Origin of the sequence: Dietzia sp. MNB45 (assembly GCF_051994785.1) — a bacterium.
Taxonomy (GTDB): domain Bacteria; phylum Actinomycetota; class Actinomycetes; order Mycobacteriales; family Mycobacteriaceae; genus Dietzia; species Dietzia kunjamensis.
On record NZ_CP163397.1, the window covers coordinates 3663160 to 3687778 of the forward strand.

At 71.9% G+C, this 24619-nt stretch carries 18 protein-coding genes and 1 tRNA gene; 9 read left to right on the forward strand and 10 right to left on the reverse strand.

Going from position 1 to position 24619, the window contains the following annotated elements; genetic code table 11:
• Positions 1-13 precede the first annotated feature (13 nt).
• Together AB5G72_RS17550 and AB5G72_RS17555 are read right to left on the reverse strand one after the other, a co-directional pair.
• Complete coding sequence (locus AB5G72_RS17550) at positions 14-2311, reverse strand: transglycosylase domain-containing protein (protein WP_440220563.1); 2298 nt, start codon at positions 2309-2311, stop codon at positions 14-16.
• 130 nt (positions 2312-2441) lie between these two features.
• Positions 2442-2930 (reverse strand): DUF5318 family protein, encoded by a 489-nt coding sequence (locus AB5G72_RS17555; protein WP_325769603.1) that lies wholly within the window; start codon positions 2928-2930, stop codon positions 2442-2444.
• 188 nt (positions 2931-3118) lie between these two features.
• Here AB5G72_RS17555 and AB5G72_RS17560 point away from each other — a divergent pair, with 188 nt between their 5' ends.
• From AB5G72_RS17560 to AB5G72_RS17580, 5 genes are all read left to right on the forward strand, one after another.
• Positions 3119-3670, forward strand: a complete 552-nt coding sequence (locus AB5G72_RS17560) for a PadR family transcriptional regulator (RefSeq protein WP_440220564.1) — start codon at positions 3119-3121, stop codon at positions 3668-3670.
• Entirely contained in the window at positions 3667-4755 is a 1089-nt protein-coding gene (locus AB5G72_RS17565) for an inositol-3-phosphate synthase (RefSeq protein ID WP_067720034.1), read from the forward strand. The genes AB5G72_RS17560 and AB5G72_RS17565 overlap by 4 nt, the downstream gene beginning before the upstream one ends.
• Positions 4756-4776: 21 nt before the next feature.
• Positions 4777-5349, forward strand: a complete 573-nt coding sequence (locus AB5G72_RS17570) for a hypothetical protein (protein WP_132063498.1) — start codon at positions 4777-4779, stop codon at positions 5347-5349.
• Between the two features lie 108 nt (positions 5350-5457).
• Positions 5458-6126, forward strand: coding sequence for a HemK2/MTQ2 family protein methyltransferase (locus tag AB5G72_RS17575; protein ID WP_096906353.1), 669 nt, complete (start codon positions 5458-5460; stop codon positions 6124-6126).
• A gap of 34 nt (positions 6127-6160) precedes the next feature.
• Positions 6161-6331 carry a CDGSH iron-sulfur domain-containing protein gene (locus AB5G72_RS17580; RefSeq protein WP_067720218.1) on the forward strand — a complete coding sequence of 57 codons (171 nt, stop codon included), beginning with the start codon at positions 6161-6163 and terminating at the stop codon, positions 6329-6331.
• Between the two features lie 156 nt (positions 6332-6487).
• On the opposite strand, the gene AB5G72_RS17585 is transcribed toward AB5G72_RS17580, so the two are convergent.
• Positions 6488-7504 carry an iron-containing redox enzyme family protein gene (locus AB5G72_RS17585; protein ID WP_440220565.1) on the reverse strand — a complete coding sequence of 339 codons (1017 nt, stop codon included), beginning with the start codon at positions 7502-7504 and terminating at the stop codon, positions 6488-6490.
• A 9-nt stretch (positions 7505-7513) separates the two neighbouring features.
• On the reverse strand, positions 7514-8794 hold the full coding sequence (locus AB5G72_RS17590; protein WP_253002789.1) for a hypothetical protein: 1281 nt from the start codon (positions 8792-8794) through the stop codon (positions 7514-7516).
• A gap of 142 nt (positions 8795-8936) precedes the next feature.
• On the opposite strand from AB5G72_RS17590, the gene fdh reads away from it, so the two are divergent.
• Genes fdh through nrfD form a run of 3 tightly spaced genes read left to right on the forward strand, consistent with a single transcriptional unit; the run spans position 8937 to position 14314 of the window.
• Positions 8937-12251, forward strand: a complete 3315-nt coding sequence (gene fdh / locus AB5G72_RS17595) for a formate dehydrogenase (protein WP_440220566.1) — start codon at positions 8937-8939, stop codon at positions 12249-12251.
• A 3-nt stretch (positions 12252-12254) separates the two neighbouring features.
• Positions 12255-13223, forward strand: a complete 969-nt coding sequence (locus AB5G72_RS17600; protein WP_269503369.1) for a 4Fe-4S dicluster domain-containing protein — start codon at positions 12255-12257, stop codon at positions 13221-13223.
• The gene (nrfD, locus tag AB5G72_RS17605) at positions 13223-14314 is read left to right on the forward strand and encodes an NrfD/PsrC family molybdoenzyme membrane anchor subunit (RefSeq protein ID WP_440220567.1); all 1092 of its coding nucleotides are present in this window, start codon (positions 13223-13225) and stop codon (positions 14312-14314) included. The genes AB5G72_RS17600 and nrfD overlap by 1 nt, the downstream gene beginning before the upstream one ends.
• A 71-nt stretch (positions 14315-14385) precedes the next feature.
• Here the strand turns inward: nrfD and selB are convergent, their stop codons facing one another.
• From selB to AB5G72_RS17620, 3 genes are all read right to left on the reverse strand, one after another.
• Positions 14386-16149: a selenocysteine-specific translation elongation factor gene (selB, locus tag AB5G72_RS17610; protein WP_440220568.1), complete on the reverse strand. Its 1764-nt coding sequence runs from the start codon at positions 16147-16149 to the stop codon at positions 14386-14388.
• The gene (selA, locus tag AB5G72_RS17615) at positions 16149-17411 is read right to left on the reverse strand and encodes an L-seryl-tRNA(Sec) selenium transferase (RefSeq protein WP_253003829.1); all 1263 of its coding nucleotides are present in this window, start codon (positions 17409-17411) and stop codon (positions 16149-16151) included. The genes selB and selA overlap by 1 nt, the downstream gene beginning before the upstream one ends.
• 119 nt (positions 17412-17530) lie before the next feature.
• A tRNA-Sec gene (locus AB5G72_RS17620) sits at positions 17531-17626 on the reverse strand.
• 71 nt (positions 17627-17697) lie between these two features.
• On the opposite strand from AB5G72_RS17620, the gene selD reads away from it, so the two are divergent.
• Positions 17698-18708 carry a selenide, water dikinase SelD gene (gene selD, locus AB5G72_RS17625; RefSeq protein WP_096906360.1) on the forward strand — a complete coding sequence of 337 codons (1011 nt, stop codon included), beginning with the start codon at positions 17698-17700 and terminating at the stop codon, positions 18706-18708.
• 190 nt (positions 18709-18898) lie between these two features.
• Here the strand turns inward: selD and AB5G72_RS17630 are convergent, their stop codons facing one another.
• From AB5G72_RS17630 to AB5G72_RS17640, 3 genes are read right to left on the reverse strand one after another with little or no spacing between them, the layout of a single operon-like run.
• Positions 18899-20086: a M20 family metallopeptidase gene (locus AB5G72_RS17630; protein ID WP_096906361.1), complete on the reverse strand. Its 1188-nt coding sequence runs from the start codon at positions 20084-20086 to the stop codon at positions 18899-18901.
• A complete protein-coding gene (locus AB5G72_RS17635) occupies positions 20064-21953 on the reverse strand; it encodes a S9 family peptidase (RefSeq protein ID WP_301162523.1) in 1890 nt (629 codons plus the stop codon). Before AB5G72_RS17635 ends, AB5G72_RS17630 begins: the two co-directional genes overlap by 23 nt.
• The gene (locus AB5G72_RS17640; protein WP_440220569.1) at positions 21946-24552 is read right to left on the reverse strand and encodes a glutamate-cysteine ligase family protein; all 2607 of its coding nucleotides are present in this window, start codon (positions 24550-24552) and stop codon (positions 21946-21948) included. The genes AB5G72_RS17635 and AB5G72_RS17640 overlap by 8 nt, the downstream gene beginning before the upstream one ends.
• Between the last annotated feature and the right edge of the window lie 67 nt (positions 24553-24619).

Below are 24619 nucleotides of genomic sequence, written 5' to 3' on the forward strand. Positions count from 1 at the left end.
CGGTCGCCCGGGATCAGGCCCCGTCGTCCCCGCCGCCTGCGCCACCGGTGCCTCCGTCTCCGCCGGTGCCGCCACCGGCATCAGCACCACCGCCGCCGGGGACCGGGGCGGGCTCGGGCGCGGGCGCCGGGGCGGGTGCGGGTGCCGGCGCACCGGCGCCCGGGATGACGATCTCCGGCAGTCCGGGGACCTGGAGCGTGAGCGGGCCGGGAGCCTGCGGCGCCGGCGCGGGCTGGACCGGGGCCGGGGCCTGACTGGCCTGGGGGACGTAGTCATCGGTGCCGGCACCGGTACCGGTCCCGCCCGTGGTGCCCGAACCGCTCCCGTAGGACTGCCCCTGGGACGCGCCGGCCTGGCCGCCGATGTACCCGGGCTCGGGGAAGCTCTCCCATTCCGTGCCGGACAGGGCGCCGTCCATCGCGGACTTCCAGATGTCGGCGGGCAGCGACGCGCCGTACATGGTGCCGCCCCAGGCGTTGAGCAGCGGCTGGTTGTCGTCGGTCCCCACCCAGACGGCCGTCGCGATCGACGGGGTGTAGCCGACGAACCAGGCGTCCTTGTTGTACCCGGTCTCGCCGAGCTGGGTGGTGCCCGATTTCGAGGCCGAGGGCCGCCCGCCGGCCAGCGAGTGACCGTTCGAATAGGCGGCGATGGGCTGCATCGCGGAGGTGAGGTTGTTGGCGACGTCGGGGTCGACCACCTCCTCGCCCTCGATCGAGGAGTTGTCCAGCAGCACCTCGCCGTCGGCGGTCTCGACCCGCTCGATGAAGTGGGTCGGCCGGTGGACGCCCTCTGCGGCGAAGGTCGCCAGGCCGGTCGCCATGTCCCGCACGCGGATCGGGTACTGGCCCAGGATGAGGCCGTCGTAGGGATCCTCGCCCTGCTCGCTCAGCGTCTCCCACGGCAGACCCGGGATCTGCTTGGGGATGCCGGTGCGGTGGGCCATGTCGCGGACGTCGTTGGCCCCGTTGTCCAGCATGCGCTGGAGCCGGATGAACGAGGTGTTGAGCGACAGCAGCAACGCCTGGGAGATGGAGCACGAGCCACAGGACCGGCCGTCGACGTTGGTGACCGTGACGTTGCCGGTGGTCACCGGTGCGGACGAGATCTGGGTCCCCAGGCCGATGCCCTGGTCGAGAGCGGCGGCGACGCCGAAGATCTTGAACGTCGAACCGGTCTGCAGGGGGGCGTTGGCGTAGTCCCAGCCCTCGGCCTCCTCGCCGCCGTAGTACCCGATCACGCCGCCCGTCTTGGGATTGATCGAGACGATGGCGGTCCGGTTCTCCGGCCTCTCGCCCTGCATGTTCGACCGGGCGGCGTCGACGACCGCCGACTGGGTCTGGGGGTCGATCGTCGTGGTGATCTTCAGGCCCCGCGTGTTGAGCATCTGCTCGTCGATCCCGGCGGCCGCGAGCTCGCCCAGCACCTGACGGCGGATGGGTCCGTTGCTCGGGTCGCCGACGTTCTGCTCGATCGCCTGCGGGTCTTCGACGACCTGAGGGAACGCCGCGTTGCCGCGCTGCTGGGCGTCGATCGCGCCCATCTCCCGCATCCCGTCCATGACGTAGTTCCAGCGGCCCTCGGCCGCGGCCCGGTTGTTGAGCGGGTCGAGGGCCGACGGGGACTGGATGACGCCGGCGAGCAGCGCGCCCTCCTCGATCGTGAGCGCCTCGACCGGCTTGTTGAAGTAAGCGGTGGACGCGGCGGCGATGCCGTAGGCGCCGCGGCCGAAGTAGATGGTGTTGAGGTACGCCTCGAGGATCTGGTCCTTGGACCACTCGTTCGTCATCTTGGCCGCGATGACGATCTCCTTGGCCTTGCGTTGGTACGTGGGGGCGTCGCCGACCATCGTGTTCTTGACGTACTGCTGGGTGATGGTCGAGCCACCGCCCGCACCGGCCTCGCCGGTGATCTGCCCGATCACCGCGCGACCGATGCCGGTGGGGTCGTACCCCTCGTTGGTGTAGAAACTGCGGTCCTCGGCGGCGATCACCGCGTTGCGCACGTGCACGGGGATCGCGTCGAGCTCGATGAGCGTGCGGTTGCCCTCCGGGGGCACGATACGACCGATCATCGTGGTGCCGTCGCTGGAGTAGATCTCGGAGATCTGTTCGGTGCGGACGCTGCCGGGGCTGGGGATCTCGGTGCGGTTGTACATCACCCCCGCGATGGCCAGAGGGATCACGAGGACGACGACGGCGAGGAGGATCACCGTCGTCCAGACCGGATGGCGACGGGCCCAGCCGCGCCGGTCCGAGCTGGTGCTCCGGCCCTCGTCGGCGGACCGGTTCGTCCTGCCATTCTGCGACATGTTCTACCCTCCTGCGAGCCGACCCGTCTGGCCCGGGAGTCCCCCGGTTGCGGTGCTCTGACGACCATTGTGTACGAAATCGCGACCGATTCTGTACTCCGGAACCCGCGTCGGGCACTCCGGGCGGGCGTCAGCTGTGTCGGCGGAGCTCTCGCGCCGCTCGTCGCACGCGCTTTCCGGCACCCGGGGTGAGCCCCACCTCGTAGGAGAGGATGAGGTGGTTCCAGGAGCAGCTGCGGCACACCTCCACCACGTGGACGGTGAACCCGTCGTGGGTCAACGCGAGGTGGTCTATCTCGTCCTGACCGCGGGCCGACCCGGACGCCGGCCCCAGGTCGTCACCGAACACCCAGGAGACCTCCGTGAGGTTCTCCTTGCGGCACACCGGGCAGACCGTCTCCGTCTCCACGCCGTGGAAACCGGCGGCCCGCAGGAGGTAGACGTCCGCGTCGCACACCTCGCGCAGCGAGAGCGCGCCCTCGCGCAGGCCCGCCAGGACACCGCGGCGGCGCAGCGCGAAGTCCACCACCCGTCGACGCTGGAGCGCCGCACGGCCGGTGGGGTCCTCCGGCCCCGGCGCGGGGCCGGGTCGCGGGGAGCGGGAGTCGGCCTGGTCCACGTCGTCCAGCCTACGGCCCCCGCCGCAGGCCCGGGCCCGAGCGAGCCGCAGAACGCGCCGACACGTCGGGCCGATGCCACCGCTCGGTATATCGGCTCGATACATCAGCAGGTGTATAGTGTGAACCCGTCGCATGACACACGGCGCACGAAGCGCACAGGCACGATTCGCGGGAAGGGGGAGGTGGAGTGCTCGAACTGGCAATCCTGGGTCTGCTCGACGAGCGGCCGATGCACGGCTACGAGCTGCGCAAGCGACTCTCCGAGATGCTCGGGACGGTCCGGACCGTGTCCTTCGGCTCCCTCTACCCCACTCTGCGCCGCCTCCAGCAGCAGGGCGACATCGTCGAGGACTCCTCGGCCGCCACCGCCACCAGGCCGCCCGCCACCACGCGGCGCGGGCGCAAGACCTACCGCATCACCACCCGCGGCAAGGGGACGTTGGCGGCCCTGCTCGACGAGCCGGTGACGGCGTCGTTCGGCGACGACGGTTTCGGCGTCCACCTCGCGTTCTTCGACCGCACTCCCGGGCCCGCCCGGGTGCGCCTTCTCGAGGGTCGGCGTCGGGTGCTGGAGGAGCGTCGCGAGAGCCAACGCGACGCCGCCACCCGCGCCGGGCCCACCGAACTGCGCTACGCCCGGCAACTCACGTTGCTCGGGCTGGAGACCAGCGAGCGCGAGCTGCGCTGGATCAATGAACTCATCCGGACAGAGAACCCATCACAAGGAGATCCCCAATGACCGACAAGAAGGTGCGCGTCGCGATCGTCGGCGTCGGCAACTGCGCGTCCTCGCTCGTGCAGGGCGTCGAGTTCTACGCCGGCGCCGCGATCGACCAGACCGTTCCCGGACTCATGCACGTCAAGTTCGGCGACTACCACGTGGGCGACGTCGAGTTCGTCGCCGCGTTCGACGTGGACGGCAAGAAGGTCGGCATGGACCTCGCCGAGGCGATCAACGCCTCCGAGAACAACACCCTGAAGCTCTGCGACGTGCCGCCGACCGGCGTCACCGTGCAGCGCGGACCCACCCTCGACGGCCTGGGCAAGTACTACCGCGAGACCATCGAGGAGTCCGCCGCCGAGCCCGTCGACATCGTGCAGGCCCTGCGTGACGCCGAGGTCGACGTCGTGGTCAGCTACCTGCCCGTCGGTTCGGAAGAGGCCGACAAGTTCTACGCGCAGTGCTGCATCGACGCGGGCGTCGCGTTCGTCAACGCCCTGCCCGTGTTCATCGCCTCCGACCCGGAGTGGGCCGAGAAGTTCCGCAGCGCCGGCGTCCCGATCGTCGGCGACGACATCAAGAGCCAGGTCGGTGCCACCATCACCCACCGCGTCATGGCCAAGCTCTTCGAGGACCGCGGCGTCGCGCTGGACCGCACGTACCAGCTCAACGTCGGCGGCAACATGGACTTCAAGAACATGCTCGAGCGCGACCGCCTGGAGTCCAAGAAGGTCTCCAAGACCCAGGCGGTGACCTCCAACCTGGAGGGTTCGCTGAAGGACAAGATCCACGACCGCAACGTCCACATCGGCCCCTCCGACTACGTGGAGTGGCTCGACGACCGCAAGTGGGCGTACGTTCGTCTCGAGGGACGCGCGTTCGGTGACGCCCCGATCAACCTCGAGTACAAGCTTGAGGTGTGGGACTCCCCCAACTCGGCGGGCATCATCATCGACGCCGTCCGCGCGGCCAAGATCGCCAAGGACCGCGGCATCGGGGGACCGATCCTGCCCGCCTCGGCGTACCTGATGAAGTCGCCGCCGGAGCAGATGGCGGACGACAAGGCCCGCGCCGAGCTCGAGGCCTTCATCATCGGGGCCTGACCAGCGCAGCAGAAGGATCGTATGAACACAGCGACGAACCACCCGCACACCACCCCGGGGCGTCGTCGTGTCCCGGCCGTCATCGCACTCGCGATGGCGGCCGGTGTCGCACTCTCGGCCTGTTCCGCCGACACCGCGGACGACTCCGCCACCTCGCCGACGACGCGGCCCGACACCTCGTCGTCGTCGTCATCCTCGACTCCCGCCCCCACCACCACGGCCCCCGACACCGCGCAGCCCGTCTCCGTGCCCCCCGCGCCGGCACCGCCGGTCTCCCCCGCCCCCGCGCCCCGACTGCCCGCCAACGTCGTCGGCACCGGTGGGCCCTGCCAGATGCTCGGCGAGGTCGCCCAGGCCGAGGACGGTTCCGCCCTGTTCTGCACCGAGGACCCCGGGGGCGCCGGCCCCCTGTGGCTGCCGCAGGGCGGCACGGGTGGGACCGGCGGGGCCGCGGTCGCGGACGCCACCGGACAGGCGCGACCCGGCGGACCGTGCGCCCAGGAGGGCCTCGCGGTCACCTCCGCCGACGGCGACGTGCTCACCTGCCGTCTCACCGGCGGCGGCGACGTCCCCGGCGGCCTCTACTGGCAGTAGGCCCCCCGGGGCGCCGGCCGGGCCCGATGGGACCGCATCCGGTTGCAGGTGGGGCGCTTCGCCGATTGACTGGACAACATCTGTCCCGAAGATCAACCGGAGGCCCCGATGACCCAGACCCGGTTCACCCATATCGAGGTCGACGACGGTGTCTACGCGCCCCAGGACGACTCCTGGCTCATCTGTGAGGCGCTCGACCAGTGCGATCTGGTCGCCGGGCGGCGGGTCCTCGACATCTGTACAGGCAGCGGCATCCTCGCCATCGAGACCGCGCTCAAGGGCGCACGGGAAGTACTCGCCTACGACATCTCCCCCGCCGCCGTCGCGTGCGCGTCCCGCAACGCCGACCGGGCCGGAGTGCAGGTGGACGTCCGGCTCGGCACCCTCGACGACGCCCGCCGGGCCGGCCCCTACGACGTGGTGGTCTCCAACCCGCCGTACGTCCCGTCCGACGCTCCGCTCGAGGGCACCGGACCCAACCGGGCGTGGGACGCCGGCGCCAACGGCCGCGTGGTGCTGGACCAGCTGTGCGACCTCGCCCCGGACCTGGTCTCGCCCGGCGGGAGCATGATGATCGTGCACTCGGAGTTCTCGGACCCCCCGCAGACCATCCGCAAGCTCGAGCAGTCGGGATTCACCGCGCGGACCGTCGCCACCCGCGTCGTGGATTTCGGTCCCGTCATGACCTCGTACGCCGAGCGACTCGAGGCCGCCGGCCTGCTCGAGCCCGGTCGCCGCGAGGAGGAGCTGGTGGTGATCCGCGTTGACCGCGTCTGACGCCCGGCGGGTGCGGATCGTGCCCGGGGGACCGATGCTCATCGAGGGCCCGGTCGACATGACGACGCCCGACGGCGAGCGCGTGTGCTCGGACCGCTTCATGGTGGCCGTGTGCACGTGTCGGCGCAGCAAGACCTACCCGTTGTGCGACACGAGCCACCGCCGCAAGGTCCGGGCAACCGACCCGGCCCGCGACGACGACTGAGCGCGGCCCCGGGGCGGCGGCGGACCCCTTCCCGCGAATCCGCTACCCGGAATCGGGATCTGCTACCCCGATGCGCATAGCGGATCCCGATTCGGAGTAGCCGATTTTCCGGGGCGGTGGGGCGGGCGGCTCGCCGGGAGAGTGGCCGGGAGAGTGTCAGGACAGGAGCGAGGACTCGCCGCGCTTCCACGCGGCGAGCATCTTCTCCGCGGCCAGGTCGTCGAGATAGTCGAGCGCGCGCATACCGAACACCACGTCGGCGGCCAGTTCCGGCTCGCGGCGCACCAGATCGCCCACGACGTCGTGGCGCATGACCTGCTCGTGGACCGCGTCGGCCTCGACGTGCTCGGCGTAGAAGTGCACACACTCCTCGGGGGCGTCCATCCGGCGCAGACCCGCCACCAGCCGCGCGGATCCCGGCGACGAGGTGATCTCGATCGCCGCGAAGTGTCCGATCGCGGCGCCGCGCAGCGACCGGTGCAGGCCGAACATCGACATGAGGTTCACCGTCGACAGCGTCTCGGCGCTCACCCGGTCGATGTAGCCGAGATACGACGGGTCCAGTCCGGCCGCGCTCATGAGGTCCGCCCACAGTTGTTGGTGAACGCGATCGCCGCGGCCACCGCCGAACTCGTCGAACTCGACGGCTACGAACGACGCCTTGGCCTGACCCTGCAGCCGCGGGATCGCGAACGCGTGCGGGTCACCTTCCTTGAGGTGGTATAGCGAGCGGTGGGCGAAGTACTCGCGGATCTGATCCCACGTGCCCTCGTCCTTGAAGTACCAGGACGGGCCGGTGCCGGAGGTCGCCTCGACCGACATCGCGTCCATCTCTGCCACGGGGTCGTCGCCCGGCTCGACGGCCGACCGCAGGTGCCCGAGGAAGACCCGCTCGAGGTCCCGCCGCAGCCGCAGCACGTCCGGCTCCCACTCCAGCTCCGCGTCGACCCCGTCGAAGCCCCGGTAGTGCAGCTCGTACAGCGTGTAGAGCGTCAGCTGCAGGTCGCGGCCCAGCGGCTCGACGTCGGCCGGGACCGCCGGAAGCCCGTCCGTGCGCCCGGTCGACAGGGCGTCGATCGCCGCATCCGACAGCGGCCCGCACGCGTGGGGCAGCGGAGGCGCGGTCGTCGTGGCGTCGTTCACCGGGGCGAGGTCGGCGGGTGCGGCGGTCATGCCCCTTGTCTACCCTCTCGACCGGTCATCCTCCACCTGCCGGGAGGACCCGGAGTCGCCGTCTGCGATGACGCCCCCGCGGTGCGAGGCCCTGTCGTCGTCGACCTCTCCGCTACTGTCATCGCCGGCGGCCGTGTCGACGCCGGGGTGGTCGCTGCGGCTCTGCTCGCCGCGGCCGCGGGCGTCGTCGTTGTCGTCGTGCTCGCGCTCGATCCGCTGCTGCTCCTGCTGCTCGTCGGGGTCGCCCTCACGGCTCTGGTAGCTGTCGAACATCTTGCGGCGCTCGTGCCACCGCAGGCTGTAGGTGGACTCGCGCACCACGTTCTCGTCGTCGAAGTTCGATCCCAGGGCGCCGGCGAAGGCACCCAGGCAGCTGGACAGCCACGCCAGGTGGACGTAGTCGAGCAGGACCGTGGGGCGACCGAGCTGCGTCCCCAGGTAGTCAGCGTCCATCACTGTGAGCGCCAGGACGAACATCGCCGCCAGGAGGGCGACGAACATGATGCCCACGCCGACCCCCACGGTCAGCACCGTGGCCGCGTTGTCCATTCGGCGGTTGCCCGGGGTGAACTCGTCGTCCCGCCGGGTCCAGAGCCCGTTGCGCAGGATGAGCCACGCGACCAGCGTGAGAACCCCCATCACGCTGATGAGCAGCAATCTGAGCGCGTGCAGCTCAACCGACAGCGCGGCGATGCTGCCGTAGAAGATGCCGAAGGCGCCCGTGCCCGCGCCGGCGGCCACGACGCCGGACAGGGCCGTCACCATCCGGCTGGGCCGGTTGTTGTGCACCATGCCCGCGAGCAGGCGGGCCTTGTTGACGAGCCCACGCCGGTGCGCCGGGGGCAGGTCGTCGGTGCCGGGCACACCCATTCCGTCGCGGTGGGTCCCCGAACGCACCAGCCGGAGCGCCAGCTCGCGGACCTTCGACCGCACGCGGAACACACCCAGCACCGGCACGCACACCAGGGCGGCCGCGGTCGAGCGGCTGACGTCGTACAACACCGGCACACCGTCGGGGTGGGTCGCCAGGTCCGTCAGATAGATCACGAAGTCCCACCCGTGCTGCTGCAGCAAGCGGGGGGCGTGATCGGTGAGCCGGATCTCTCCCTCCGGCCCCAGCGGGAGGGTCTCCTGGTCGACCTCCACCCGCCAGCGTCCACCGAGTTCACGGCCGAGGTCCTCGGCGAGATCGTCGGCTATCGCCACCGCGACCCGGCGGGGCACTCCGGGGTCGGCCATGAGCCCGACGGTCGCGAACGCTCCGGAATCGGCCTGAGTCTGCTCGTCCATGCCACCATGATGCGCGTCGGCGGCGTTCCGGGGGAGGGTCGGTCACCGCCCGCCCGCGACCGGGCGGGTCCGACGGTGATTCGGTTGCGGGGCCCGGGGGGCTCGCGTTACATGGGGCCCGTACGCGAGTACGGGAGGTGGCATGTCGGAGACGGAGAACCAGCAGTCCGGGCCGGATCGGCCCCGGGGGTCCGGACCCGAGCTGGCGAGGTACGGCTCGCCGCTCAACTGGCCCGTGTTGCGCCAGCTGGCCGGGTCCGACCTACTCGGACGCGGCAGTGCCACCCGTTCGCGCCGCTCGCTGGAGATCACCCCCCGTACGAAGACGGCCGACAAGGTGGTCAAGAGTGTCTGCCCGTTCTGTGCGGTCGGGTGCGCCCAGGACGTCTACGTCTCCGGTGGCAAGGTCACCCAGATCGAGGGTGACGACGACAGCCCCATCTCCCGCGGCCGCCTGTGCCCCAAGGGTTCGGCGAGCAAGCAGCTCGTCACCAACCCGGACCGCATCACCACGGTGCTCCACCGCAAGCCGTACGCGACGGAGTGGGAGGAACTCGACCTCGACACGGCCCTGGAGATGGTCGCCGACCGCGTGCTGGAGTCGCGGAAGGAGTTCTGGGAGGAGACGGACTCGAACGGTGACACCGTCCGGCGCACCCGGGGTCTAGCGAGCCTGGGCGGGGCGACGCTGGACAACGAGGAAAACTACCTCATGAAGAAGCTCTACACGGCGCTCGGCGCCATCGAGGTGGAGAACCAGGCGCGCATTTGACACTCCTCCACCGTTCCCGGTCTGGGAACCTCATTCGGGCGTGGTGGTGCCACGAACTACCAGCAGGACCTCGCGAACGCCGACTGCATCGTCATCCAGGGTTCCAACATGGCCGAGGCGCACCCGGTGGGGTTCCAGTGGGTCATGGAGGCCAAGCGCCGTGGCGCCACGATCATCCACGTCGACCCCCGGTTCACGCGCACCAGTGCGCTCGCTGACCAGCACGTACCCATCCGTGCGGGGTCGGATATCGCGTTCCTCGGCGGGCTGATCAACCACGTCCTCACCAACGACGCCTGGTTCTCGGAGTACGTGCTGGCCTACACCAACGCGTCGACGATCATCGGCGAGGACTTCGAGGACACCGAGGACCTCGCGGGCCTGTTCTCCGGCTTCGACGCCGATGACCGGACCTACGACCTGGAGTCCTGGCAGTACGCGGGTGCCCAGAACGACATGCCCGACGAGGGCCGCGACGACGACGATGCCGAGGACGAGGCCTCCGAGACCCCCGGCGCCGCCGGCGCCCGCGCGTCGGACACGACCGAGGATCCCCTGCGCGACGAGACCCTGCAGCACCCGCACTGCGTCTTCCAGATCCTCAAACGGCACTTCAGTCGCTACACGCCGGAAGTGGTCGAGCGGACCTGCGGCGTCGCTGCCGACGACTTCCTCCGTGTCGCCCGTGCGCTGACCGAGAACTCGGGGCGCGAGCGCACCACCGCGTTCTGCTACGCCGTCGGCTGGACCCAGCACACCGTGGGGGTGCAGTACATCCGCACGGCGTCGATCCTGCAGCTGCTGCTCGGCAACATCGGCCGCCCCGGTGGCGGCATCATGGCGCTGCGCGGCCACGCCAGCATCCAGGGCTCCACCGACATCCCGACGCTGTACGACCTCATGCCCGGGTACCTACCCACGCCGAACGCCGGCGAGCAGCCGGACCTCGACAGTTACATCGGCACCGACGACGTGGCGCAGGGTTTCTGGGGCCACATGCGCTCGTATACCGTCAGCCTGCTCAAGGCCTGGTGGGGCGACGCCGCCACCGCGGACAACGACTTCGCCTACGACTACCTGCCCAAGCTCACGGGCAAGCACGACTCGACCGTCACGGTGCAGCGGCAGATCAACGAAGGCGGCGGCGGGTACTTCCTCGTCGGCGAGAACCCCGCCGTGGGCACCGCCAACGGGCGGATGCAGCGCGCCGGGCTGGCCAACCTCGACTGGCTGGTCGTCCGCGACCTCGTGATGATCGAGAGCGCCGACTTCTGGCGCAGGGGCCCGGAGATCGAGACCGGCGAGATGCGCCCGGAGGACATCGGCACCGAGGTCTTCTTCTTCCCGGCCGCCAACCACGTGGAGAAGAAGGGCACGTTCACCAACACGCAGCGGTTGCTGCAGTGGCGACACCAGGCCGTCGAGCCACCGGGGGACGCGCGCAGTGAACTGTGGTTCTACTATCACCTCGGACGCCGTCTGAAGGAGAAGCTGGCCGACTCCACCGACCCCCGAGACCGGCCGCTACTGGATTTGACCTGGGACTACCCGATGGAGCCGGGCTCGGACGACGAACCCGACGCCGAGGCCGTGCTGGCCGAGATCAACGGCCGCGGCGAGGACGGCGAACCCCTGTCGACGTTCACCCAGCTCAAGCCGGACGGCTCGACCTCGTGCGGGTGTTGGATCTACTGCGGCGTCTACGCCGACGGCGTCAACCAGGCCGCGCGGCGCAGGTCCCGCCACGAGCAGGGCCCGGTGGCCCCGGAGTGGGGTTGGGCCTGGCCGGCGAACCGTCGCATCCTCTACAACCGTGCCTCCGCCGACCCGGAGGGGCGGCCCTGGAGCGAACGCAAGGCACTCATCAGCTGGGATCCGGACGCCGCCGACGGCGCCGGCCGATGGGTGGGCGAGGACGTGCCCGACTTCGAGGCCGACAAGGCGCCCGATTACACCCCGCCCGAGGGGGCGGTGGCGCAGGACGCCATCGGTGGGGCGCAGCCGTTCATCATGCAGGACGACGGCCGCGGGTGGCTCTATGCGCCGCGCGGACTGGCCGACGGTCCGCTGCCAGCGCACTACGAGCCGCCGGAGTCGCCCGTGGCGAACCCGATCTACCCGGGTCACGACGCCAATCCCGCCCGCGCGATACGCCCCGGTCGGTACAACGAGACCCAGCCGGGCCACGGGGAGCCGGGCAGCGAGGTGTTCCCGTTCGTGTTCACCACCTACCGCCTGACCGAGCACCACACGGCGGGCGCGATGAGTCGGACGTTGCCCTACCTGTCGGAACTGCAGCCGGAGTTCTTCTGCGAGATCAGCCCCGAGCTGGCGCGGGAGCGGGGCCTGGTCAACGGGGGCTGGGCGACGATCGTCACCTCCCGCTCCGCGATCGAGGCGCGGGTCCTCGTGACCAGGCGGATGACGCCGCTACTCATCGACGGTCGCACCCTGCACCAGATCGGGCTGCCCTATCACTGGGGCGGCAACGGCGTGAGCATCGGCGACCCGGCGAACGACCTGCTCGCCCAGTCCCTCGATCCCAACGTGTCCATTCCCGCGACCAAGGCCACGAGCTGTGACATCGTCGCGGGACGACGGCCGCGTGGACCGGCGCTGCTGGAGTTCGTCGAGGGCTACCGCCGGCGCGCGGGAGTCATCACCGAACCGGGAACGGAGAGCTGAATCATGTCCGCCTTCCTGTCCGATCTCGGGCGGTCCTTCTTCGGGGACATCGATCCCGCCGAGGACAACGGCTACGCCGACCCGCCGCCGCGCAAGGGCTTCTTCACCGACACCAGCGTGTGCATCGGCTGCAAGGCCTGCGAGGTGGCGTGCAAGGAGTGGAACCTCATCCCCTCCGACGGCCTCGAGCTCACCGGCATGTCCTACGACAACACCCAGGCCCTGGGCGCGTCGACGTGGCGGCACGTCGCGTTCATCGAGCAGGAGGTGCCGGCCCGGTCCGGTGCGCACGCCGCGCCGGCCCCCGCGGCGCCCGCGCCCGTCGACCTCGGGATACCGGCGTCGACCCTGCCGGGCGACTCCCCCGACGCCGGGGAGTCCACCGACTTCCGGTGGCTCATGGAGTCGGACGTGTGCAAACACTGCACGCACGCCGCCTGCGTGGACGTCTGCCCGACGGGCGCGCTCATGCACACCGAGTTCGGCACCGTCGTGGTGCAGAGCGACATCTGCAACGGCTGCGGATACTGCGTGAGCGCGTGCCCGTACGGTGTGATCGAGCGCCGCTCGGGCCCCGCGGGCGACCCCGCCGTGGGCATCGCCCAGAAGTGCACGCTCTGCTACGACCGGCTCACCGAGGGCCAGACCCCCGCCTGTGCCAAGGCGTGCCCCACGGAGTCGATCCAGTTCGGTGACCTCGACGAACTCCGCGAGCGCGCTGCCGGCCGCCTGGACCAGCTGGTCGAGGCGGGCGAGCCGAACGCCCAGCTCTACGGGCACGACTCGAACAACGGAGTCGGCGGCACGGGCGCGTTCTTCCTCCTGCTGGACGACCCGGAGGTGTACGGACTGCCGCCGGATCCGGTGGTGACGACCCGGTTCGTGGGGAAGATGTGGCAGCAGGCCGCTCTGGCCGCGGTGACGCTGCTCGGCGGCGCGGTGGCCGCCTTCGCCGTGGGAGGCGGGGCCTGATGAGCGACGGCGACGGGGCCGACCACAACCGAGCCGACCACAACCGGGCCGACGACGACAAGGCGGGCATCACCCCGGGGCCGGGGCAGAAGACGCGGACCCGCCGAAAGGGCAAGGGGGGCCGCGAACATCTCGTGGTGCCCCCCGCGGAATTCCGCTCCTACTACGGCACACCGATCGTCAAGGCCCCGCCGTGGGAGTACGACATCGCGGCCTACCTGTTCCTCGGCGGCCTGGCCGGCGGCTCCTCACTGCTCGCCGCCGGGGCCGACCTGGCGGGCCTACCCAGCCAGCGCCGCTCCGCCCGGATCGTCGCTCTCGGTGGGATCACCGGAAGTCTGTACTACCTGGTCCGCGACCTGGGACGCCCGGAGCGGTTCCACCACATGCTGCGAGTGCTCAAGCTGACCTCACCGATGAGCGTGGGCACCTGGCTCCTGTCGGCGTACGGCCCGTTCGTGGGGCTGGCCCTGGGGCAGGAGGTCGTCCCGCTGCTGCCCGCCCGCCTGGCGCGCCGACTGCCCACCGATCTCATCACCCGCGCCTCGCGACCGGCCGGGATCGTCGCCGCCCTCGTGGCACCGGCGGTCGCGTCGTACACGGCGGTGCTGCTCACTGACACGTCTCTCCCGAGCTGGAGTGCGGCGCGCCGTGAGCTGCCGTTCGTGTTCGTGGGCAGCGCCGCGGCCGCGTCCGGCGGGGTCGGGCTGCTGCTCAATCCGCTCCACGAGACGGGCCCCGCCCGGCGGCTGGCCGTGGGCGGCGCGACGCTCGAACTCGCCGCCGACCGGATCATGCAGCAGTCGATGGGCATCACCGCCGAACCGCTCCACGAGGGCCGGGCCGGGGCGTACCACCGCGCCGCCCAGATCCTCACCACCGCCGGCGCGGTGGGCGCCGTGCTCGGGCGACGCAACCGCGCGCTGTCCGCGGTCGCGGGCCTCGCGCTGGCGGCGGGGTCGGCGTGCACCCGGTGGGCGGTGTTCCACGCCGGGATGGCGTCGACGAAGGACCCGAAGTACGTGGTCATCCCCCAGCGCGAGCGGCGTGACGCCCGCGGTGGCGGGGAGGCCTACGCGGGCGAGCGGTAACCGGACCTCCCCGCGGGCTCGTCCGGCCGGCGGGGTCCGGGGCGGCCCGGCGTGGCAACCGACAGGTCGGGTCAGACAATGGCGTGGCCGTCGTCGCCCTCGCGGCGGGTGAGCCCGCGTTTGGCGAGCACCTCGAGCAGCGGCATCACCACACGCCTCGAGGTGTCGAGGTGGGTGCGCGCGCCGCTCGGGGTGAACGGCTGCGGTAGTTCACGGAGCCGCCGTACCGCCTCCCCGATCACGCCCGGGCCCAGCCACACGCCGGGTCCGACGCCGGTGACGAGTCCGGCCCGTTCGCAGGCGGCGAGCTCACGCGGTCCGAGGCCCAGCCCGGCCAACTCCCCGGCTGTCGGGGCGTCGAACGGCCCGACCCGGAACCGCTCGGCCAGGGTGTCCGCTGCCGCTCGGACCACCTGGGGCAGACCAGGTCCGTCCCCGGCGACCACCCGGCCCCCCTCCACCCGCAGCGAGGCCGCGGCCGGGTGATCGAGGACGGCCATGAGCAGGGATGCGTCGGGCAGCCCGAGCGCGCGGCGGGCGGCCTCGGTGGGCAGGCCCGGATCGAGCGGATCGGCGCGGTCGTGCTCGCGCACGGCCTCGACGAGGGTCTCGGCGAGGACGGCGACGCGCCCGGGGTCGATCAGCCACCCGCGGTGGGACTGGTCGCGGACCGGGATGGCGATCCCCCATGCGCGCAGGTCATCGACGTGGGCCACGCCGCGCCGACGCAGCTCCGAGGGCAGGTCGGGGCGCTCCGGTGTCGCCGCCAACTCCTCGGCGCGGTGGCGGGCCGCACCGCGGCGACGCAGCGCCGGCGGGGCGGGATCCAGCACGACGGCGCCCGCCGGGATACGGTCGGCTCCCGGCTCGCGCAGGATGAGTCGGTCCCCCACCCGCAGCGGCAGCGGGTCCGCGAGCGCGAGGCGGGCATGACCCTCGTCGAGGGGCCGCACGCGAGCGGCTGTCGAGGCGGATCCGATGTGCACCATCACCTGCTCCGGCAGCGCGTCCGTCCGCCCGTCGACGCGCACGTCGAGGGTCCCGACCGAGCGCCACCGTCGCGGGGTGACCAGAGTGCTACCCCGCGGGATCTCGCCCGCGGCGACCCCGCGCAGATTCACGGCGACCCGCGCCACCGCCGCCACCTCGTCGCGCCGGTGCCCGAGCGACTGCAGACCACGGACGGTGACCTGCGGCCCACCCGGCCCCAGCTCCAGCGTGTCCCCCGCCCGCACCGTGCCCGCGGGCAGCGTGCCGGTGACGACGGTGCCGGCTCCGCCGATGCTGAACGACCGGTCCACCCACAGCCGCACGTCGGCGCCGCGATCGGCCTCCGGCAGCAGCGTGCCCAGCCGGGCGAGCTCCCCGCGCAGCGCGTCCATCCCGGCGCCGGTGACGGCCGAGACGCACACCGCCGGTATGTCCGCCAGGGGTGTCCCGGCCATCGCGTCACGGGCCTCCGCCAGCGCGAGGTCCGGATCCAACAGGTCGCTGCGCGTGATGACGAGGACGCCGTGCTCGACGCGCAGCGCGGTGAGCGCGTCGAGGTGTTCGGCGGACTGCGGCATCCACCCGTCGTCGGCGGCCACGACGAACATCACCGCGGGCACCGGCCCGACCCCGGCCAGCATGGTGGGGACGAACCGCCGGTGGCCGGGCACGTCGACGAACGCGACCGTGCGGCCGTCGTCGAGGGTGGTCGAGGCGTACCCCAGACCGATGGTCAGGCCGCGGCGGCGTTCCTCGTCCCACCGGTCGGGCTCCTCGCCGGTGAGCGCGCGGACGAGCGTCGACTTCCCGTGATCGACGTGGCCGGCGGTGGCGACGACGAACATCAGGCGGGCGCCTCCGCCCGGAGCACGAGCCGCGCCAGCTCGTCGTCGTCCCCCGGCGGCACTGCACGCAGATCCAGGAGGCACCGGCCGTCGGTCACGCGCCCCAGGACGGCGGGGCGTCCCGCGCGCAACGTCTCGGCACAGCGCTCCGGCAGGGACACCGCGGCGCTCGAAAGGTCGACACCGGGCGCGCCCCCACCGCCGACGGCGGCGACGGACCGGACGGCCTCCGCATCCAGCCCCGCCGCGCGCAGTCGTGCGGCGATCCGCTCGGCCCGCTCCCACAGTTCGGCGGGGTCGGCCTCGAGACCGGCGACGACGGGTGGACGCGGACCGCGCAGCGTCGCCTCGAGAGCGGCCAGCGTGAGCTTGTCGACGCGCAGCGCGCGGGCGAGCGGATGGCGGCGCAGGCGCTGCACGAGGGCGGCGTCGCCGGCCATGATCCCGGCCTGCGGGCCCCCGAGGAGCTTGTCGCCGCTGGACGTCACGAGGTCGACGCCCGCCGCCAGCGTCGTGGTCATGTCCGGTTCATCCGGAAGCGTGGGGTGGGGCGCGAGCAGCCCCGAGCCGATGTCCACCACCAGCGGCACCCCGAGGTCCCGCAGCTCGGCGGGCGGGACGGACGAGGTGAAGCCGCTCACCACGAAGTTGGAGGGGTGGACCTTGAGGACGAAGGCCGTGGTGTCGTCGATCGCACGCGAGTAGTCCTCGGCGTTGACCCGGTTGGTCGTGCCGACCTCCCGCAACCGGGTCCCCGTGGATTCCAGGAGCTCCGGCAGGCGGAACCCGTCGCCGATCTCCACCATCTCACCGCGCGCGATGACGATCGTCCGCCCCGGCCCGCCCAGCGCGGTCGCGGCGAGGGCCAGGGCGGCCGCGCCGTTGTTCACCACGTGCACGTCGCCCGCCGTGGGCACGGCGGCCCGCAGGGCGTCGAGGGCGCCGCGACCCCGCCTGCCCCGGCGACCCGTCGCCAGGTCCAGCTCCACGTCATTGGTGCCCGCGGCCTCGGCGAGCGCGCGCACGGCGGCATCCGACAGCGGCGCCCGACCGAGGTTGGTGTGCAGCAGGACGCCACTGGCGTTGAGGACGGGCGTCAGTGTCACAGGCGCGCCGGGCAGCGCGTCGAGCACCGCGTCGACGATCTCGTCGGCCCGGAGCACTCCCGCGCGGGCGCGGTCCTGCGCGCCCCGGATCTCGCCCTTGACCAGCTCGCGGCCCAGCCCGTCGACCGCCCCGGTGAGGCGCGGATCGCGGAGCAGGACGTCGGTGGACGGGATGAGGCGACGCGGATCGGGCGACGACGGCCCCGACCCCTCGTGCGGCTGCTCGGTGATCGTCCGTTCCCCTTTTCGGATCGGTGCCGGTGACGGTGAGGTTGTGGCGGAGGCGGACGGGAATCGAACCCGCCTGACCGAGATACTCGGCCACGTCGGTTTTGAAGACCGCGGGGACCACCAGGTGCCCGGACGCCTCCCTGCCCCACGAGACTAGGCGGTGTTCCCCGGCCGCGCCCACCGATCGGCGCCGCCTCGTTAGGGTCGGACCATGACCACCGAACCCATCTCGCCCGCAGCCCGGCTCACCTCGTACGCGCACGGGGGCGGGTGTGCCTGCAAGATCCCGCCCGGTGCTCTGGAGAACGTCGTTGCCGACCTCATCGGGGCCCCGGTCCGCGATCCGGCCGCGGAACTCATCGTGGGCCTCGACGACGGCGACGACGCGGCGGCGGTGCGGATCACCGGTGGCCGGGCCGTCATCAGCACCGCCGACTTCTTCACCCCCGTCGTCGACGACCCGTACGACTGGGGGCGCATCGCCGCGGCCAACGCGCTCTCCGACGTCTACGCGATGGGCGGGACGCCGATCATGGCGATCAACCTGCTGTGCTGGCCGATGGACGTCCTGCCGTACGAGATGGCCGGAGAGGTGCTGCGTGGCGCCCAGGAGGTGGCCGGCGCCGCCGGATGCCACGTGGCCGGCGGGCACAGCGTCGACGACCCCGAGCCCAAGTACGGCATGGCCGTCACCGGGCTGGCGGACCCGGACCGGCTGCTGCGCAATGACGCGGGCCGGGCCGGGATGCCGCTGTCGCTCACCAAGCCGCTGGGGATCGGGATGCTCAACTGTCGGCACAAGAACACCGGGGAGGTGAGCCGCGAGGCGATCGAGACGATGACCACCCTCAACGACGTCGCCTCCCGGGACGCCCTGGCCGCCGGGGTCGAGTGCGCCACGGACGTCACCGGGTTCGGCCTGCTCGGCCACCTGTACAAGATGGCCCGGGCCAGCGGCGTCTCGGCCGTGATCGACCCCGCCGCGGTGCCCTACCTCGAGGGCGCCCGTCAGGCGCTCGCCGACGGATACGTCAGCGGCGGGACGCGCCGCAACCTCGACTGGGTACGTCCGCACCTCGCGGCCGACGTGGACGAGGACGAGCTGCTCCTGCTCGCCGACGCCCAGACCTCCGGCGGGCTGCTCGTGGCCGGGGAGATCCCGGGGGGCACCGTGATCGGCGAACTCGTCCCCGCCGGAGACGCGGCGATCACCGTGCGCTGACGGGGCCGGTTTCCCCGCACCTCGCCGAGCAGAGGGTTTCGCACACCCGCTCTCGGGCGATACCGGCGAAATCCTCTGCTCGGCGGGAGGGTGAGCGCACGAGGCCGGGAGGGTGAGCGCCCAAAGGCGGGATGGTGAGCGCACGAGGGCGGGAGAGTGAGCGCGCGCGGCCGGGATCCGCCCCGCCAGCTCAGGCGGGGCGGTCGAGGCGGGCGAACGCGTCGAAGATGCGGGCACCGTGGGCCAGCGCCCGCTCGTCCAGCACGAAGCCCGGATGGTGGAGATCCGTCTCCTCGGACTCGCCGTCCCACACCCCCAACCGCAGGTAGACGCCGGGGATCTCCTCGGTGTACCAGGCGAAGTCCTCGCCGCCGCTGGACTGGTCGGCGGTGCCCACCCCGTCGGTTCCGAGCACCGATTGGACGGCCTTCGCCGCGAGGTCGGCGCACTCGTCGTCGTTCACCACGGGCGGCACACCCTGGATGTACTCGACCTCAGTGCGCGCCCCGTACAGGGCACCGATCCGCTCGACCGTCTCGCGGACCAGCGGCTCGACGGTCGCCCACACGTCCCGGTCCGCGCTGCGCAACGTGCCCCAGATCTCGCCCGAGTCGGGGATGACGTTGGGCGCGGACCCGCCGGCCTTGATCGAGGCCCACGTGAGCACGGTGCCGGACCGCGGGTCGATCCGCCGGTCGATCACGCCCGTGACGCCCGTGACGATCTGGGCGAGGGTGAAGACGGTGTCCTGGGTCTCGTGCGGACGCGCGGTGTGCCCGCCGTCCGAGTGGACGGTGATGCCGATCTTGGCGTTGGACGAGGTGATGGCCCCGCCGGTCACGCCCACCTCGCCGACCGGGCGGTGCGGGTCGCAGTGCAGCGCGAGGATGCGGTCGACGCCCTTGACCACGCCCTCCTCGACGCAGTCCTTGGCACCGCCGGGCATCGTCTCCTCGGCCGGCTGGAAAATCAGGCGCACCGGGCGGGGCGGCGGGTCGGCGACCAGCATCTCGGCGGCGCCCAGCAGCATCGCCGTGTGGCCGTCGTGCCCGCAGGAGTGGCTGACGCCCTCGACCTCGGAGGAGAAGGACTCGCCGGACTCCTCGCTCATGGCCAGCGCGTCGATGTCCGCGCGCAGCGCCACCACGTCGGTCGACGTGGCCCCGTCGGCGGCCGCGACGTCGCACCACAGCCCGGTGCCCACCTCGAACCGCTCGGGCTTGAGCCCCATCGAGCGGAGCTCGCCCTCGATGTACTCGGTCGTCTCCCGCTCCTCGTAGGACAGCTCGGGGTGGGCGTGGATGTGCCGCCGCCACCCGACGAGCCGGCCCTCGAACCCGGTCGGGTCGGGGGTCTCATTCTTCTTGCGTCCGAACATCGAACACCTCCTGGCAGAACTGGACCACCCGGTCGCCGAGACGCTGCCGGTTGGCCAATTTCACGAATTCATGACCTTCGTCCTCGAACAGCAGGACGTCCACCGGTACGCCGCGCCGGCGCAGGAACTCCACGGCCTGATCGGTCTCGCTGAGCGGCACATTGGTGTCGTGCGCGCCGTGGACGAAGAGCATCGGGACGTCCACGTGGTGGTACCGCCGTAGGGGCGAGGCCTCCCGCAGTAGCTCACGTTCCTGGAGCGGGTTGCCGTACTTGGGGTAGGCGGCCGCGGCGATCCACGGTTCGGTGGTGCGGTAGAAGGTCTGCAGGTCGCTCATCCCGCACGCGGCGATTCCGCCTCGCCACCTGCCGGGGTGGCGGACCAGCGTGGCGTTGACCAGGTAGCCGCCGTAGGACCGGCCCGAGACCACCGCCCGGTCTGGATCGGCGATGCCCTCGTCGATCAGGTGCAGCAACGCGTCCTCGACGTCGTCGATGCCGGAGAAGCGACCGTAGCGGTCGTCGGCGTGACTGAAGAAACGACCCGAGCCGGTCGACCCGCGCACGTTGGGCAGGAAGTAGTTCACGCCGATGTCGAGGTAGCGGCGGGCGATGTCGTTGTACCCGGGGCGCGACTGCCCCTCGGGACCGCCGTGGAGGTGGACCACGGTCGGGCCCGGTTCGTCAGCGATGTCGGGACGGTAGAGCCAGCCGCTGAGCTGGAGTCCGTCACGGGCGGTGAACTCGACCAACGTCGGCGCGGGGTCGGGTTGCTCGGGCGGCCGCCCGGTCCACCTGCGGTTGTCCACGTCGTACATCACCACGCGCGGCGGCTGGTCGAGGCTCTCGATGGTGAGCGCGAGCAACCGGCCGTCTGCGGTGAGCGTGGGTGAGGTCGCCACGACCTCGGGCAGCGGTGGCCGGACGATCACGCGGGGGCGCTCCGGCCGTAGGTCGAGGACCTCGATCTCCGACAGACCACCGCGCACGTTCCACAGCAGCACCGCGGTCGAGCGGTCCAGGCTCACCTCGACGCGGTCGAGATCGGCGTCGGTGCGGAACGCCACCGGCCAGGACTCGGTGGAGTCCTCGTCCGCCTCGACCGCGAGCAGGCCCATCCGGTCCGCCGAATGGTCGCTGCGGACGACCATCCGCATGGGACGGTCGTCGTCCCCCGCGTCGAGGATGACTCCGGCGTCCGTGGTGGAGCCGGTGTCGACGGGTAGCAGTGGCCACCACCGGCCGTCGGGGACGATGCGCAGCAACTCGCGGTTACCGCGGGCACCCACCCGGAACAGCGCGGCTCCGTCCCACGCGTGGACCAGTGCACCGCCCATCCGTCGATCGACGACGGTGTGCTCCCCGGTCTCGGGGTCCACGAGGCGGCCCTCGGCCAGGCCCTCGGAGTCGAACGCCGTCACCGCGAGCAGGTCGCCGTCCCAGCCGACGATCTGGACGGTGGCGTCGCCCACGGTGTCGACGGGGTAGACGTCGTGATCGTCGGGGTCGGTGGTGACCAGCCAGATCCGTTCGCGCTCGCCGCCGTCCGGGGCGACCTCGCAGGCGAGCCACCTGCCGTTGGGCGAGTAGGCCACGCGGCGCACGGGGCCGTCGACGGGCAGCACGACGTCGCGCTCCGGCCCGGCCCCGTCCAGCCCACCCGGCCCCAGCGGCCGCTGCACGGCGCGCGGGTAGCCGGTGCGCTCGGTGACCACACACGCCAACATCGACCCGTCGGGCGACAGGTTGGGGGACGTGGTGTGGCGGATCTGGGTGGGCCCCCCGGCGGCGTCGTCGGGTGGTCCCGCGACGTCGCGGGACTCGGCCTCCTCGGTGACCTCGACGTCGACCTCGGTGGTGTCAGGCACGGTGAATCCAGGTGTCCTTTCCGCCGCCTCCGCTCGAGGCGTTGACGACCATGGTGCCCGCCGGGGCCACGCGCGTCAGTGCGACAGGCGGGGCCGTGGCGGCGATCTCTCCCCCCTCACCGTGCCGCAACATGACGAACGCCCGCATGTCCACGTGGCGACGCTGCAGTTCGCGGCCGTCGAACGTCGGCAGGGTGGACAGCGACTGCACCTCTTGCGCGACGAACCGGTCCCCGTGGCGGCGCAGCTCGTCCCGACGCTCGTCGAGCTCCCGGGGCGAGCATTCCGGGCCCACGGTGATGTCGGACCCGCCGTAGCCGTCGATCGGCTTGACGACCAGCTCGCCGAGCCGGTCGAGGACCTGTCGACGCTGGTCCGGGTCGGCGCACAGGTACGTGTCGACCTGGCCGATGAGAGGCTTCTCGCCCAGGTAGAAGTCGATGATCTTGGGGACCATGGCGTAGATCGCCTTGTCGTCGGCGGCACCGTTGCCGGGCGCGTTGACCACGGCGACGCCGTGCTCCGCCATCGCGTTCAGCAGCCCACTTCGCAGCGCGGTGCCATCTGCGCCCGTAGAGGACAGCAGCATCTCCTCGTCCATACGGACGTAGAGCACGTCGATCTTCTGCCGCTCCCCGCCCTCGACCCGCCATAGGGCGGAGTCCTCGCACATCAGGTCAGAGGGCGTCACCAGGGTGCCACCGACCGCCTCGGTGACGCTGCTGAGGTCGTACGCCTCGAGTTCGTCCTCGGCGACCACCACGCCGATGGCGGGATCGTCGACGCCCTCGGGCGCGGCCGCCCGCAGGGTGTCGGTCAGCATCGCCAGCGCCTCGCGGGGGTCGTGGACCTCCGACCGCGCACCGAACTCGGGGAAACCCTCGGCGATCCGGTCGCGCAGTGCGACCGCCATCGCCATCCCCCCGGGCATCCGCAGGTTGTCCTCGAGCACGATCCACTCGCCCGGCGCCGTGGAGACCAGGTCCACGCCACACACCGGGGCGTGCAGGACGCCCTCGGGCACCGCGCGTCCGGTGGGACGGAACCCCGGTGCGCGCTGGAGCGCCTCCGCGGGGACCACGCCGGCCCGGCTGATCTCTCCCGCCCCGTAGATGTCGCGCAGGAACATCTCCATCGCGCGCGCCCGCTGCTCGATGCCCGCGGAGATCCGTGCCCACTGGTCGGCCGGGACGATCCGCGGGACCGAGTCGAGCGGGAAGACCTGCGGCTCGTCCTTGCCGTACACCTTGAGCGTGATGCCCATGGAGCGCAGCGTGTCGTCCACCTGCTCCTTGCGCTCGCACAGGACCTCGGGGCCCATGTCGGACACGGCCTTGAGCAGGTCCACGTACTCGGGCCGCGGGTTGCCGTCCTCGGAGATGGCCTCGTCGTGCACCTCCTCGGTGACCGCCTCCCCGAGCGGCGAGTAGGAGGCGAGCATGTGTCGCATCCCGCGGTCGTCGGCGGTGTCCCGGGGGCGGATCCGCTCGACGGTCTCGGCCAGCAGGACGGCGATCACGTCGCTGCGGCGTCCCCGTCGGCGGTGCGCCGCGCGTTGGCGGGTGGCCGAGGTCGCGGAACCGCGGACCCCGTCGAGCAGGTTCAGCACCAGGTCGAGTTCGCTTCCGGCCCGGAGGTGGTCGACGTGGTCGTCGACCAGTCCGGTGAGCACCTCGGTGGCGGGGCGGGGGCGCCCGGTCGCCACGTCCACGAGGTCCCCCTCGAGTCCGGAGCGTGCGGCGCGCCAGAACGCCGCGGCCAGCACGGCGTCGGAGGGTCCGTCCCACCCACCGGATCCGGAGTCCTGACCGGCGTCCCGTTCGGCGAGGACGCGGTCGACCGCCGCGCGGAACAGGGCGGCGACGACGACGAGGGTGTCGATGGTGCTGCAGGAGTCGCAGGCCACGAGTTCGATCCCGTCGCCGTCCCGGGAGGGGCGGACGTCGACCGCGATCCCCTCCCGTCCCGCGACCACGCCGGTGGCGACGATCTCGTCCTCGCAGGCCAGCGCCTCGTCGGCGGTGTCGGCGGCATAGGCGGGCAGGTGTGCGGGTGACCACTGGCTCTCGAAGTAGCGGGTGGAGGCGTACCCGGAGTCGGTGCCGTCGGCCCAGTAGGGGGAACTCGCCGACAGTGCCAGCAGCACCGGCGCGAGGGCGGCGACCCGTCGGGCCGCGTACTGGGCCTCGTCGGCGTCGGCGGTCTCGACCACCACCCGGAAGCCGGCCGAGGCGCGGGTCTGCGACTCGCGGCCCGGCGCGGGGTGGGGGTCCTGCGGCGCTGGGTCGAACTCCACTCCGGGCGAGGCCAGCGACCCTGCCGCGACCACCCCGGTCCGCAGTCCGTTGGCGGCCTCCGCCAGGCGGGTCCGGTTACGGCGGAGGGCGTCCCCGAGCTCGCCGAGCCCGGTGTGGGCGCCCGCGTCCGCGACCACGATCGCGCCGTGTTGCTCCGGCCGGACGTGGCCCTCCTGTCCCCGTTGCCCGGTGTCGCCGAGAGCGGCGAGCACGTCCGTTGCCCGCCGAACCGGTCGCCGGGTCCTCGTGTCGACGAGGTGGAGTTCCTCTTCGACTCTGATCCATCGCTGTGCGTCGGTCATCATTCCCACGCTAAGGGAACGCGGGCGCACCCGCACCCGCAGCAGCTCCCCGCGCCCGGCGCGGGGG

Coding starts and splice junctions, on each gene's coding strand:
- selD (WP_096906360.1), top strand. CDS start 17,698: ATGACCACCGAACCCATCTCGCCCGCAGCCCGGCTCACCTCGTACGCG.
- AB5G72_RS17590 (WP_253002789.1), bottom strand. CDS start 8,794: ATGGACGAGCAGACTCAGGCCGATTCCGGAGCGTTCGCGACCGTCGGG.
- AB5G72_RS17585 (WP_440220565.1), bottom strand. CDS start 7,504: ATGACCGCCGCACCCGCCGACCTCGCCCCGGTGAACGACGCCACGACG.
- AB5G72_RS17600 (WP_269503369.1), top strand. CDS start 12,255: ATGTCCGCCTTCCTGTCCGATCTCGGGCGGTCCTTCTTCGGGGACATC.
- AB5G72_RS17580 (WP_067720218.1), top strand. CDS start 6,161: ATGCTCATCGAGGGCCCGGTCGACATGACGACGCCCGACGGCGAGCGC.
- selB (WP_440220568.1), bottom strand. CDS start 16,149: ATGTTCGTCGTCGCCACCGCCGGCCACGTCGATCACGGGAAGTCGACG.
- AB5G72_RS17550 (WP_440220563.1), bottom strand. CDS start 2,311: ATGTCGCAGAATGGCAGGACGAACCGGTCCGCCGACGAGGGCCGGAGC.
- AB5G72_RS17565 (WP_067720034.1), top strand. CDS start 3,667: ATGACCGACAAGAAGGTGCGCGTCGCGATCGTCGGCGTCGGCAACTGC.
- nrfD (WP_440220567.1), top strand. CDS start 13,223: ATGAGCGACGGCGACGGGGCCGACCACAACCGAGCCGACCACAACCGG.
- AB5G72_RS17570 (WP_132063498.1), top strand. CDS start 4,777: ATGAACACAGCGACGAACCACCCGCACACCACCCCGGGGCGTCGTCGT.
- AB5G72_RS17640 (WP_440220569.1), bottom strand. CDS start 24,552: ATGACCGACGCACAGCGATGGATCAGAGTCGAAGAGGAACTCCACCTC.
- AB5G72_RS17575 (WP_096906353.1), top strand. CDS start 5,458: ATGACCCAGACCCGGTTCACCCATATCGAGGTCGACGACGGTGTCTAC.
- AB5G72_RS17630 (WP_096906361.1), bottom strand. CDS start 20,086: ATGTTCGGACGCAAGAAGAATGAGACCCCCGACCCGACCGGGTTCGAG.